Origin of the sequence: Campylobacter cuniculorum DSM 23162 = LMG 24588 (assembly GCF_002104335.1) — a bacterium.
Classification (GTDB): Bacteria; Campylobacterota; Campylobacteria; order Campylobacterales; family Campylobacteraceae; genus Campylobacter_D; species Campylobacter_D cuniculorum.
In genome coordinates this window covers 1,095,507-1,108,882 of the sequence record NZ_CP020867.1, presented here as the reverse complement: position 1 = coordinate 1,108,882, position 13,376 = coordinate 1,095,507, and the positions used below count along the sequence as shown (strand labels likewise).

Below are 13,376 nucleotides of genomic sequence, written 5' to 3'. Positions count from 1 at the left end.
CAAATTAAAATATTTTATTAATATACCATTAAGTTGTTATAAATTTTTCAAGCAATCAATACAAATACAACTTAAAGTCATAAAAATATATAAACTATGCATAAAAATTTATATTTTTGAATTATTTTTACTTAATTCTTAAAAATATCAAAAATAAATTTTTGCTTAAATATAAAATTTTACTCAAATTTAAAAATTTAATTTTTAAACCAAGATGCAATCCTATCAAACAAGCCTTTTTGCTCATGATGCATGCCATCTTTTATCCCAAAACTTTCGCTCAATTTTTCTAAAAGCTCTTTTTGTTCATCATTTAAAGAATTAGGAAATTTGATAGAAATTTGCACAATTTGTCGCCCTAAAGAATTTGAATGGATATCTTTTACCCCCTCTTTTTCGAGTACAAATCTTTGCCCATCTTTTGCTCCTATAGGTAAAGTTAAAATAGCCTCTCCTCGAATCGTCGGCACTTTGATACTTTGCCCTAAAATTGCTTGTGTAAAAAACACTGGAAATTCTATATAAATGTCCTCACCATCTCGTATGAAAGTCTCATCTTCTTCAGCAATGATTTTTACAAACATATCCCCTCTTGAGCCATCTTTTAAAACATTTCCTTTTTGAGGCACTCTTAAAGACATTCCCGTATCAACTCCTTCTGGCACATTTATTTCTACGCTGTCTTTAATTTCGTTATAGCCTTTACCCTTGCATTCTGGGCATTTTTCAGCCGCACTCACTCCGCTCCCTGCACAATCAGGACAGGTTTGAGCAAAAGTGATAAAGGCTTGTTTTATGCCGATTTGTCCTCTACCTTGACATTTAGGACAAGTCGTCGTTTTGCCATCTTTTGCCCCAGTTGCTTTGCAAGCTTTACAAGAATCTTTATAGATAAAATCGATAGTTTTTTTACAGCCAAAAACAGCTTCTTTGAAACTAAGTTTTAAAGCTATCATAAGTTCAGCACTAAATTTCTCGCTATTTTCGCTTCTTTTGCGATTTGAAGACCTGCCAAAGGCTTCATCAAAAAAATTTGAAAATATATCACTTAAATCACTAAAATCGCTGCTAAAGCCACCTCCTGCTTTAAGCCCCTCTTTTCCATATTTATCATAAAGAGCTCTTTTTTCATCATTACTTAAAACTTCGTAAGCTTCATTGATGAGCTTGAATTTACCTTCGGCTTCTTTATCTCCTTGGTTTCTGTCAGGATGATATTTTAAAGCAAGTCTGCGATAAGCCTTTTTAATAGTTTCTTTGTCGGCATTTTGTGTGATTTCTAAAATTTCATAATAATCAATCTCCACAAATTCTCCTTATAAATTTAAAATATATAATTTTGTGAAAAATAAATAAAGTAATTTACCAAATTTTAGGTATAATTAAAATAAATTTTGAAATAAAAGTTTAAAAAATATTTTTTTTAAGAAAGGAGCAGTTAATGACTAATGTGTTAATGATAGAAGATGATCCAGATTTTGCAGCATTGTTATCAGAATATCTTGCTCAATTTAATGTTAAAGTTACAAATTTTAGCGACCCTAGAGAGGTTTTAAATACAAGCGTTGAAAATTATGATTGTTTGATTTTAGATTTAACTTTACCTCATATCGATGGACTTGAAGTTTGCAAAGAAATTAGAAAAAAAAGCAATATCGGCATTATTGTTTCTTCTGCAAGAGGAGATTTAAGCGATAAGGTTGTAGGATTGCAAATTGGTGCTGATGATTATTTACCAAAGCCTTATGACCCAAAAGAAATGTATGCGAGGATTATGAGTATCATTCGTCGCACTAAAAGAATAGAAGAAAATCACAATATTGCTTTTAAAATCGATACAAGAAAACATGAAATTTTTTATAAAAATAAAGCTTTAACTCTTACTCCCGCAGAATATGAAATTTTAGAATGTCTTATCAATCAAAATGGCTATTCAATCTCTAGAGAACAACTTGTAAATCAATGCAAAAAACTAAAAGATAAAGACTCAAAAAGTCTTGATGTTATTATTGGAAGATTGAGGGCGAAAATTGGCGATAGCTCTAAATCCCCAAAACATATTTTTTCGGTTAGAGGCATAGGATACAAGCTTATAGGATGAGAAGCTATTCTATCCACACAAAATTGATAGTTTTATTTATTGCAACCTTTATTTTTGTTTGCACTCTTTTTATCGTTTTCCTTAAAACTGAAGAAGGTGATCGCATAAAAAGAGAGAATTTAAAACAAGAAAATCTCATTGCAGGTCTGTTTAATAATCTTAATTTAGAAAATGTCAATCTTGAAGAATACTTATATAATAATGGATTTAATAAAATTGAAAATTTACAAAGCATTAAAACCATAAAAGAAAAAGCGGAAATTAACTTTAAAGCTCAAAATGATTTTTGCATTTTTACTTCTTTAAATTATCAAGATGATACTTATTTTGACTTACAATGCAAAAATTTTAATGGACTTTTTAAACAAAATTTTAACAATAGAATTTATAAAATTTTTATCATAGGTTTTACTTTTTTCTTATTTTTGATGATTTTTATGTATTTTTCTGTATTAAAATCCTTAGATTCTTTGAAAAAACTCAAAAAACAAATCAGTCAAGTCAATAATAAAGAAAAACCTAGTTTCATAGATTATGAGGACAATGAAATAGGAAAAATAGCACTTGAATTTGAAAAAGCTTTAAATAAAAGTCAAGAACTTGCAAATTCAAGACAACTTTTTTTAAGAATCATTATGCACGAGCTTAAAACTCCGATTGGCAAAGGAAGAATCATTTCTGAAATGCTTAAAGAAAAAAAGCAAAAAGAAAGACTCATTGTGATTTTTGATAAAATGAATTCACTCATTAATGAATTTGCAAAAATAGAGGAATTATTTTCTAAAAATTATGAGCTTCAAATCAAAGCTGTTGATTTTAATTCTGTGTTAAATCAGGCTAAAACAGAATTAATGAAAGAAAATTTAGATAAAATCATTAAAATCAAATTACATCATAATCCACTCATACATATTGACATTGATTTTTTTTCTTTACTACTTAAAAATATGCTTGATAATGCCTTAAAATACTCAAATGACAACACTTGTGAGCTTGAATGTTTTGAAAATTATTTTACAATTACAAATCAAGGAGCACCCTTAACCGACTCCATAGAATATTATTTTCAAGCCTTTACAAGAAGAAATCATTTGAGAACCGAAGGAATGGGACTTGGACTTTATATAATGAATGAAATTTGCAAACTTCACGGCTTTGAAATTTCTTATCATTATACAGAAAATAAACATTGTTTTAAAGTTTTTTTTGGAGAAAAAAATGAAGCTTAAAGGTTTAGAAAAATTTAATTCTCTTGTAGAAAGTTTTGCAAATTTACCCACTATCGGTAAAAAAACTGCTTTGCGTCTAGCCTTTCATCTTTGTATGAATGAGCCTTTAGAAGGAATGAAACTTGCACACAACATAGAAAACGCCCTACGTTTCATCAGACCTTGCGAACAATGCGGAGCCTTAAGTGAAAATGAACTCTGTGAAATTTGCACAGATTTAGAGCGTCAAAGAAGCTTACTTTGCATCACTCAAAGCCCTAAAGATGTGCTTGTGATTGAAGAGAGTCAAAGCTATAATGGGCTTTATTTTATCTTAAATGAGCTTGATGAAAATACGATACAAAGACTTAGAAAAATGATTCAAAATATGGGGGTTAAAGAATTGATTTTTGCCTTGACTCATAGTCTTAACTCCGATGCTATGATTTTTTTTATTGAAGAAAAACTTAAGGATTTAAATTTGAAATTGAGTAAAATCGCACAAGGAATTCCTAATGGGGTTAATTTAGAAAATGTGGATTTTATATCTTTAAGACAAGCTTTAATTTTTCGCACCCATATTGATTGATTTAATTTTTTCTGCAGTTTTTTTGTTTGTAAGCTCTGCAATCTCATCAAAACTTGCTTGATAAATCGCGTCGAAATTTCCAAAAAAATTAAGCAATTTTTGCAAACTCGCTTGAGTCACACCTAAATGAATAAGCTTTGAGCTTTGCAAATCTTGTTTTTTCTTAGTGTTTTGATGAAAACTGATTGCAAAACGATGAGCCTCATCTCTTAATTTTTGTAAAAATTGAAGTTTTTTATCTTCAGCACCAAGTGAAAATTCTCCCTTAAGTGAATGAATTTTGTCTTTTGCACTTCCTTTGGCTCTGTGTGCTTTTGAATCGATTTTTTCTTTAGAAATAGCTAGAATATCGATATTTGCCCCAGAACTTAACACAATATCTTTTGCCAAATCAAGCAAGGCTTTTCCTCCATCAATGAGCCATAAATCAGGAGGGGGAAATTTATCAAAGCTTAAGGCTCTACGCGTTAAAACCTCTTTCATTTGCTCATAATCATTTGAACTTTGTAAATGAAATTTACGATAATTCTTTTTATCCCAAACTCCAAATTTATAACAAACCATAGCCCCAACCCTAGCCACTCCTTGCAAATGTGAATTGTCGTAAATTTCGATACAATCGGGAAAATTTTCAAGTTCAAAATAATCTTTAAGTTGAGTTTGTATGCTAAAATCGCTATTTTTAAGATGGGTTTGGATATTGAGCAAAGCATTTTGATGAGCCAGATTGCAAATTCTTCTTTTTTCACCAATTTTTGGACTCTTAATGTGTATTTTTTTACCAAATCTTTCAGAAAGTAAAAGCTCTAAAACCTTTGCATCTTCAAAATCTTCATAAACAAAAATTTCTTTTGCGATTAAAGGAGTGTCTGCATTAAAATTTTCTAAAATGAGCTGTTTATAAATTTCATTTTTATCAAAATCCGCGTGATTTTTTAAAGCTGTGATTTTATGATTAACTCCTATAATCTTTCCATTTTGCACAACAAAACGCAAGGTAGAGAGTAAATTTTTTTCAAAAGCAAGGGCAAAAATTTCAAAATCTTCTAATTTAGCAATATCAATTTGAATTTTAACTTCTAGGTCTTTAATTGTAGAAATTTGGTCTCTAAGTTTTGCTGCCTCTTCAAAATATTCTTTTTGTGCTAAAAAAAGCATTTGCTTTTCTAAATTCTTAATCAAAATACTAGGATTTAATAGAGCATTTAAGGCTTGTTCTAAAATTTTCTTGTATTCTTTTTGGGATATAAGTTTAGCACAAGGAGCCTTACAGCGTCCAATTTGATAGAAAATGCAAGGACTCTTGCAGGTTTTTTTTTGTTTTAAAGGATAATAAAAATAAAGGGCATTTAAAAGCTCTTTTGCTCCTCTAAAAAAGGGTCCAAAATATTTAATTTTAGGTTTTTTAACAAGTTTTCTCGTGCTTAAAGGACGCGGAAAATCCTCGCTAAAATCAACATAAATATAGGGATAAGTTTTATCATCTCTTAATAAAATATTATATTTTGGATGCAGTTGCTTGATAAAGGAATTTTCTAAAATTAAGGCATCAGCTTCAGAATTTGTAGTGATAAATTCTAAATGAGCTGTTTGTGAAATCATTTTTTGAATTCTTAATGAATTATTAGGATTGACTCCAAATTTTGGTGAAAAACTAAAATAACTTCGTATGCGGTTTTTTAAATTTTTAGCCTTTCCAACATACAAAAGCTTATTTTCTTTATCAAAATACTGATACACTCCCGCACTCAAAGGTAAATTTTTGAGCTGATTTTCTAAATGTTTTTTTAAATCTTCATCCATGGGAATTTTTAATCCTTGCTTTGATTAAAGCCCTTATCTTTTCAAATTTAAGATGAAGTTCTTTGTTTTCAAAATTATTTTTAAATTCTCCTAAAGAAAGTTCAATGTGATGATAATTTGTTTCTTCTTTATCGTCATTTTTTATGTTTTGCTGCGGGGTTTTAAAAAAAAATATTTTTACCTCTTTAACTCCGCCATTTTCTTTAATGCTTTGACTAAAAAAATGATTGGGTTTAAAATTTACATAATCTTTTATAAGTTTTTTAATATAAAATTTGGTATTATCGTGGTTAAGTTCTTGGTATGCAACTTGATGTTTGACAATGATATTTAAAATTTGATTTTTTAAGTAAATTTTTAATATCAATTTTTGATGGCCGGGACTTAGATAAGTTAGAAAATCTTGATAAAAAAAATTTCTCATCTTTTTGTAAGGTTGTTCATTATGTTCATTATGTGTGTGTATAAGTTCTTCAAGAATTTGCTGTGTGTTTTTAATCTTTTCCATATGTTAATTTTAGCATTTTTTTTCTTAATTTTCTTAAATGCTTGCGGTTATAAAGCAAATCCGCAATATACAAGCTATGAGCAAAATGGCTCGGTTAAAGACATTAAAATTTATCAAAATTTAAACAGGTGGTAAAATGAAAAAAACAGATATTTTAGTCCTTGATTTTGGCTCACAATACACGCAATTGATTGCTAGAAGACTTAGAGAACAAGGTGTTTATACTGAAATTTTGCCTTTTAATGTTTGCATTGAGGATATTAAGGCTAAAGAACCAAAAGGAATCATTTTAAGCGGAGGACCTGCGAGTGTTTATTCAAATGAAGCGTATTTTTGCGAAAAAGCTGTGTTTGATTTAAAAATTCCTATTTTAGGAATTTGTTATGGCTTACAATTGATAGCCTTTCATTTTAAAGCCAAAGTTGCTCCTGCTTTGCATAAAGAATACGGCAAAGCCCATATAAAAATTCAAAAAGACAATGTTTTGTTTAAGAATTTACCTCAAGAACAAATCGTATGGATGAGTCATTCTGATAGGGTTGAAAGTTTGCCCGATGGTTTTGAAATTCTAGCCACAAGCACAAATAGTCCCTTTTGTGCCCTTGTCAATGAAAAACTCCAGCTTTATGCTCTGCAGTTTCATCCTGAAGTTGAACATAGCGAATTTGGTGCTTATATACTTAAAAATTTTGCTCAATACATTTGTCATTGCGAAAGTGTTTGGAATATGGGTTCTTTTGCAAAGGGTCAAATTGAAAAAATTCGTCAAGAAGTTGGTCAAGATAAAGTGCTTTGTGCTGTGAGCGGAGGAGTTGATAGCACTGTGGTTGCTGCACTTTTAGCACAGGCGATTAAAGAACAAGTTATCGTTGTATTTGTGGATAATGGGCTTTTAAGGGACAAAGAAAGAGAACAAGTTGAATATACATTTAAAAATATCTTAAATATTAATCTTATCAGCATTGATGCGAGTGAGATTTTCTTAAAACGTCTTAAAGGAGTGATTGAGCCCGAAAAAAAAAGAAAAATCATCGGCAATACCTTCATAGAAATTTTTGAAAAGGAAGCTAAAAAACATAAAGATGTTAAATATCTTGCTCAAGGCACACTTTATACAGACATTATTGAAAGCTCTGTTGTTGGGAATTCAAAGACCATTAAAAGCCATCATAATGTTGGTGGATTGCCCGAAAAGATGAAGTTAAAGCTCATTGAACCCTTAAAAGAAATTTTTAAAGATGAAGTGAGAGCTTTAGGTCTTGAATTAGGGCTCAATAAAGAGCTTATTTTCAGACATCCTTTTCCCGGACCCGGACTTGCCATACGCATTATGGGCGAAGTTGAAATTAACGCACTTAACACGCTAAGAAAAGCAGATTCTATTTTGATTGAAGAATTAAAAAGCAATGCTTGGTATGATAAAACTTGGCAGGCTTTTTGTGTGCTTTTAAATGTTAAAAGTGTTGGAGTTATGGGAGATAATCGCACTTATGAAAATGCGATTTGCGTCCGCGTTGTCAATGCAAACGATGGAATGACAGCAGTTTTTTCTCATTTACCTTATGAAATTTTAGAAAATATCAGTCGGCGCATCATCAATGAAGTTCAAGGAATCAATCGCGTGGTTTATGATATTTCGAGTAAGCCACCTGCAACAATAGAGTGGGAATGATTTTGTTTAAATATTATTGTAAATTTATAAAAATCAAGCTAAAATTTGCTCTATGAAATTTTCAAGGAAGAAAAATGCACGGAAAAATAGCGATTTATATGGACACTACAGGAAGAGGAACGGTTGTCAATTCAGCAAAAGTTTTTTTTGATTTCAATCGTCAAACTTGGAATGATAAAAAAAGTATGCCAAGCGTTGGAATGTTGGTAGAATTCCGTTCTGATGGTAAAAATATCACAGGAATTTATCCTTCAAAATTTCAAGAATTTAAAGAAGGTGATTTTATCACTGAAAACGATTTTTTCAAAACCGATAACGACGATGAGCTTGAGGATTTGCAAAATTCAAGACGCAGTGGTTATATTACTGAACTTTATAGGAGCACAGATTATGATACTATAGAGAAAATTCCCCTATCTTTTACAATTCCTCAAGCTATATCAAAATACTTTGCTACCGAGATTCTTTCTGTTGAAGCTTTAAGGTCAAATGTTGAAGATGAAAAAGAAATTCCTTGTGTTTTAGACTATTTTATTATTAAACGCTTTTTAAATAAGGCTCTTGATACTTTGATTTTTATGGATAGCTCGACTGACCAAACTCAATTCAATTCGCTCAAAAGTATAGTGATGCATCTTGAAAATTCCTATAATGATATGAAAGATAAAAGATTGCTTAATACAACTAAAATTTTTAATGAAACTTTTTTGTCCTTACAATGTCATTATCAAGCTTTGATTGCAACCATTGATACGCGTCAAAATCGTGCAACTTCTTTAGAGGCTCAAATCAGAACACTCAATTCCGAAATCAATTTTTTAAGAAACAATCCAAATGCTACTCCCGAAAAAATTAAATCAAAAGAAGAAAGAGTGGCAACACTTCAAAAAGAAGTGAATTATTATAAAACTTCACTCAAACGTTTAGACGCGATACGCGAAGATTTTTATAAGAAAAATTTAAGTATTTTTGAAAATGCTTTTAAAATTTCAAGAAAAAAGCTTTTTGATAAAATTGTTACCGGACTCAATCTTTGTGCCACAATAATGGATATGAAAATTTGGCGTCTTTCCTTAAAATCTTCAGGGGTAAAAAATTCTTATTTTACAAGAAGCAATATAGAAAATTCTTTCTGTTCTTTAGCTTTTGCTGAACATTATTTAAGTCGCCTTAATAAGGCAGCACTCAATCCTTTTGACCAAAAACTTTTATTTTATATCGAAAAAATCGCTAAAGAACAAAGAAAAAAATTCCTTGTGGTTACTTCAGATCTTGATTTGCTTTATAAGATTAAAATTGAGGTTTTTTCAATCAATCCCTATTATATCGTTAAATACGCACCTAAAAAAGTGAGTTATCAATCCTTGATGCGTGATAATATTTTTGATATTGTCTATATTGATGAGGAGCACATTTGGGAAAGTGCTGCGGATATTATTTTACAAGGAAAGCATTTTGATAAAGTGGGAAAAACCAAATTTAAACTCGTTTAACCATAAAGTTTTAAGCTAAATTAAGTTATAATTCCTTGCCTAAGCAGCTCGTGGTATTTAAAGTGATCCAACATATTTTTATTTACTGCGATTGTGCGATTTACCGTGTCTGTGGCGTCGTTTGAGCTTTGAAAAAAGCGAGAAGTTGCAGCCTTTAAAAATTGCCTAGCGGTTTTCTTGACTTTTGGGGTCAATCTTTGTTAAACGACTGCTTGGGTTTTATAAGGAGAAATAATGAAAATTATGATTTTAGGTAGCGGTGCAAGAGAATATTCTATTGCCTTAGCTTTTAAAAAAATTCAAAAAGATATAGAATTTTATTTTATGCCCGGAAATGGTGCAACAAAAGCATTAGGGATGAATTTAAACATAAAAGATTTGAATGAACTTGCAAATTATGCTAAAGAAATAAACATTGATCTTTGTATCGTAGGAAGTGAAACTTTTTTAGCGGATGGAGTTGTGGATATTTTTAAAAACTTAAATCTTAATATTTTTGGTCCCAGCAAAGCCGCTGCAAAACTTGAAAGTTCAAAGGCTTTTATGAAAGATTTTTTAAAAAAATATCACATTAAAACCGCTCGATATTTAAATACAAAAGATATAAACGAAGCTAAAAAATTCATAGAAAATCTTAATTTACCGATAGTTGTAAAGGCTGATGGGCTTTGTGCGGGTAAAGGGGTTATCATCGCAAAAACCCATCAAGAAGCCTTAGAAGAAACACAAAAAATGCTTAGTGGAGAAAGCTTTGGAGAAGCTGGAAAATGTGTTATTATAGAAGAGTTTTTAAAAGGTTTTGAATTGAGCATTTTTGCAATTTGCGATGGAGAAGATTTCGTGCTCTTACCTGTCGCACAAGATCATAAAAAACTTTTAGACAATGATGAGGGTCCAAATACCGGTGGAATGGGTGCTTATGCACCAAGTTCTTTGGCTAATCAAGAGCTTTTAGAAAAAATACAAAAAAATATTATCATTCCTACTTTAAAAGGTATGAAAGAAGAGGGTGCTGAATTTTGCGGGGTGCTTTTTGCAGGGATTATGGTTGTCAATGAAGAGCCTTATGTGCTTGAATTTAATGTGCGTTTTGGAGACCCTGAATGCGAAGCGTTAATGCCTTTGATTGAAAATCCTTTAGAACTTATTTTAGCTGCAACTCAAAAGAATCTTAAAAATATTGCTGTTAAAATTAAAAATCAATGTGCTGTAGCTGTTGTATGTGCAAGTGAAAATTATCCTTACAAAGCTTCACCAAAAAGTGAAATTCACATTAAAAATATTCCGGAAAATTCACATATTTCTTATGCAGGAGTGAGTTTAGAGCAAGATAAACTTATGGCAGATGGAGGCAGAATTTTAGTTTGTGTCGGACTAGGAGAAAACATACAAGAGGCTAAAAATAAAGCTTATGAACTTTGTGCTAATGTTGATTTTAAAGGCAAACAATTCAGAAAAGATATAGGATTTTGGGTCTGTCAATGAAAGAAAATTTAATCGATAAACTTGAAAGGGAAAATCTAAAAATCGCAAGCTTTACTAAAAGAGTTATTGCATATTTGATGGATAATTTTATTTTAAATTGCATTGTTTTTATTATTTTTTATGACCGATTGATTTTTGTTAATGATATGATAGAAATGGCTAATATTTTAGGAAATTTTTTTATGGGATTTTTTTTACTTCATTTGGTCTATCACACCCTTTTCACTTTTATGTATGGAGCAAGTTTAGGTAAAATGGCTTGTAAAATTACGATTTTAAATGAAGATTTCTTAGATAAACCAACTTTTATCCAAAGTCTTATAAGATCAGCTTTCAGACAGCTTAGTGATATAGCTTTTATGTTAGGTCTTTTTTGGGCTTTAGAAAATGATTTGCGTAAGACTTGGCATGATTATTTAGCAAGGACTATAGTTGTTGATGTGGCGTAAAATTTCTTTAATGCTTAGCACCACTCTTGCCTTAAATGCAACACAAGTTGATATTTATGCACTTGATGTTAAAAAAGAAGGAGCAATACTCACGGCTGTCGATGATGTTGTGATTTTTTCTGATTTTTATTTTATCACAGCAAATAAAGCCATTTATAATGAAAATACCGAAGAGATTGAGCTTTTTGGCGATGTCAATATACTAAGAGGGAAAAATGAACGTTCTCATTCAAATTACGCTAAAATCAATCTCAACACAAATCAAGCAAATTTTGAAAATTTCTTTTTTTCTAACAATAATTTAGAAGTTTGGTTCCAAAGTAAAAAAAGCTCTTTAGATGATAAGAGTTTTGAAAGTGAAATTTCTGCGGTTTCAAGTTGTAATGTTGAAGATCCGGATTGGGAAATTCGCTTTAGTGATGGTTGGCTTAATCGTAAAAGCAATTATGTGCATCTTTATAATGCAAGATTGTATGTTAAAGATGTGCCGATTTTTTACTTGCCTTATTTTGGTTTTAGTGCGGATACAAATCGACAGAGCGGACTTTTAGTGCCAAAATTTACGATTAAAAGTAAAGAGGGGTTTTATTATGAACAGCCTATTTATATTGCCGAGCAAGAAAATTGGGATTTGGAATTAAATCCGCAAATTCGAACAAATCGCGGGGTAGGAATTTACTCAACTCTAAGATTTATGGATTCTTTACATTCTATGGGAGAATTTAATCTTGGTATTTTTAGAGAAAACTCATCTTATTATCACGATGAAAATTTAAAAAATCAAACACATAAAGGCGTTGAATTTAAATATGCAAGAGATGAGCTTATTAAAGCTTTGTTAGAGGATAATTTTCAAGAAGGTTTTTGGGTTGATGCGAATTATTTTAATGATGTAGATTTTCTTACACTTGGCTCTCGTGATTATAAGGATTTAAATTCGTTGATTACTTCAAAGATTAATTATTTCTTAGCTGATGAAAATAATTTTTATGGTGCTTATGCAAGGTATTATATGGACACTTCTAAGCTAAACAATAAAGACACCTTACAAGAATACCCTTCTTTTCAATATCATCGCTTTTTAGATTCTTTTTTTGAAGGAAAATTTCTTTATTCTTTTGATGCAAGTTTTAATAATTATTACAGACGCATAGGACCTTATGCAAATAGCGTTAATTTAAGTCTTCCTATTTCTTATCACGATAGTTTTTTTAATGATTTTTTACATTTAAATTTCACAGAAAGTCTTTATGCTTCTTTTGTTAATTACACCCATGATGAAAATAAAGAACACGAGCATTATTTTACAAACACACACAAGCTTGATTTATATACAGATATTTCTAAGGCTTATGATAATTTTTTTCATACTCTTAATATCGGCGTGGGCTATCTTTTGCCCGGAGAAGAATCTGGAAAAATCACAGAAGATTATTTGGATTTAGAAAAAGAAGAGGAACAGGCTGAATTTTTCATCACTCAATATTTTTACAATCAACAGGGACAAAAAAAACTCAAACATCGCTTAAGCACGAATTATCTTAGCAAAAAAGGCGACTTTGAAGAATTGCGAAATTTACTCACTTATTATTACAATGAAGACATTCGTTTTAATAGCGAGGTGATTTATTCTGATTTGCAAAAACGTTTTAGCAATGTGTTAAGTCAATTTGAAATCGATTTGAATCCTAAATTCAGCTGGGATTTTTCTCATGACTATCAAAATGATGAGTATGGAAAATACAGCTTTATAGGCACTCGTGCAAATTACAATCTCACGCCTCATTATAATCTTTTTGGAGGAATTTGGTTTGACACTCAAAGAGCACACGCAAATATGTGGGAATTTGGCTATACTTACCAAAGAAAATGTTGGAATTATTCTTTGGTGTATAGAGAGAGGATTGATCCTAAGCTAACAAGCGGAGGAATCACGGCAAGAAACCAAAGTGGAGTGTATTTTATCTTTAATTTTTATCCTATCGGCGGGATAAAATATGACTTTTCTTTACAAGATAGCGAAAATGCGATTTAAGGATAAATTATGCTAAAATTTTTAAAAAATTTA

At 30.5% G+C, this 13,376-nt stretch carries 12 protein-coding genes; 9 read left to right on the top strand and 3 right to left on the bottom strand.

Annotated elements, in window-relative coordinates:
* Positions 1–197: 197 nt before the first annotated feature.
* Entirely contained in the window at positions 198–1,307 is a 1,110-nt protein-coding gene (gene dnaJ, locus CCUN_RS05555; RefSeq protein ID WP_027305632.1) for a molecular chaperone DnaJ, read from the bottom strand.
* 134 nt (positions 1,308–1,441) lie between these two features.
* On the opposite strand from dnaJ, the gene CCUN_RS05550 reads away from it, so the two are divergent.
* From CCUN_RS05550 to recR, 3 genes are read left to right on the top strand one after another with little or no spacing between them, the layout of a single operon-like run.
* Complete coding sequence (locus tag CCUN_RS05550; RefSeq protein ID WP_027305631.1) at positions 1,442–2,101, top strand: response regulator transcription factor; 660 nt, start codon at positions 1,442–1,444, stop codon at positions 2,099–2,101.
* Positions 2,098–3,330 (top strand): ArsS family sensor histidine kinase, encoded by a 1,233-nt coding sequence (locus CCUN_RS05545; protein WP_027305630.1) that lies wholly within the window; start codon positions 2,098–2,100, stop codon positions 3,328–3,330. The genes CCUN_RS05550 and CCUN_RS05545 overlap by 4 nt, the downstream gene beginning before the upstream one ends.
* A complete protein-coding gene (gene recR, locus CCUN_RS05540) occupies positions 3,320–3,898 on the top strand; it encodes a recombination mediator RecR (RefSeq protein WP_027305629.1) in 579 nt (192 codons plus the stop codon). The genes CCUN_RS05545 and recR overlap by 11 nt, the downstream gene beginning before the upstream one ends.
* Here the strand turns inward: recR and uvrC are convergent.
* Together uvrC and CCUN_RS05530 are read right to left on the bottom strand one after the other, a co-directional pair.
* Positions 3,872–5,701: an excinuclease ABC subunit UvrC gene (gene uvrC, locus CCUN_RS05535; protein ID WP_027305628.1), complete on the bottom strand. Its 1,830-nt coding sequence runs from the start codon at positions 5,699–5,701 to the stop codon at positions 3,872–3,874. The genes recR and uvrC overlap by 27 nt on opposite strands.
* Entirely contained in the window at positions 5,694–6,209 is a 516-nt protein-coding gene (locus CCUN_RS05530; RefSeq protein WP_027305627.1) for a hypothetical protein, read from the bottom strand. The genes uvrC and CCUN_RS05530 overlap by 8 nt, the downstream gene beginning before the upstream one ends.
* On the opposite strand from CCUN_RS05530, the gene CCUN_RS10165 reads away from it, so the two are divergent.
* The 6 genes from CCUN_RS10165 (at position 6,210) to CCUN_RS05505 (ending at position 13,343) form a co-directional block, all read left to right on the top strand.
* The gene (locus CCUN_RS10165; protein ID WP_276883689.1) at positions 6,210–6,344 is read left to right on the top strand and encodes a hypothetical protein; all 135 of its coding nucleotides are present in this window, start codon (positions 6,210–6,212) and stop codon (positions 6,342–6,344) included.
* A gap of 1 nt (position 6,345) precedes the next feature.
* A complete protein-coding gene (guaA, locus tag CCUN_RS05525) occupies positions 6,346–7,881 on the top strand; it encodes a glutamine-hydrolyzing GMP synthase (RefSeq protein ID WP_027305626.1) in 1,536 nt (511 codons plus the stop codon).
* 74 nt (positions 7,882–7,955) lie between these two features.
* Positions 7,956–9,374 carry a hypothetical protein gene (locus tag CCUN_RS05520; protein ID WP_027305625.1) on the top strand — a complete coding sequence of 473 codons (1,419 nt, stop codon included), beginning with the start codon at positions 7,956–7,958 and terminating at the stop codon, positions 9,372–9,374.
* 234 nt (positions 9,375–9,608) lie between these two features.
* Positions 9,609–10,859 carry a phosphoribosylamine--glycine ligase gene (purD, locus tag CCUN_RS05515; protein WP_027305624.1) on the top strand — a complete coding sequence of 417 codons (1,251 nt, stop codon included), beginning with the start codon at positions 9,609–9,611 and terminating at the stop codon, positions 10,857–10,859.
* Positions 10,856–11,308: an RDD family protein gene (locus CCUN_RS05510; RefSeq protein ID WP_027305623.1), complete on the top strand. Its 453-nt coding sequence runs from the start codon at positions 10,856–10,858 to the stop codon at positions 11,306–11,308. The genes purD and CCUN_RS05510 overlap by 4 nt, the downstream gene beginning before the upstream one ends.
* On the top strand, positions 11,298–13,343 hold the full coding sequence (locus CCUN_RS05505; RefSeq protein ID WP_027305622.1) for an LPS-assembly protein LptD: 2,046 nt from the start codon (positions 11,298–11,300) through the stop codon (positions 13,341–13,343). The genes CCUN_RS05510 and CCUN_RS05505 overlap by 11 nt, the downstream gene beginning before the upstream one ends.
* The last annotated feature ends 33 nt before the right edge of the window (positions 13,344–13,376 follow it).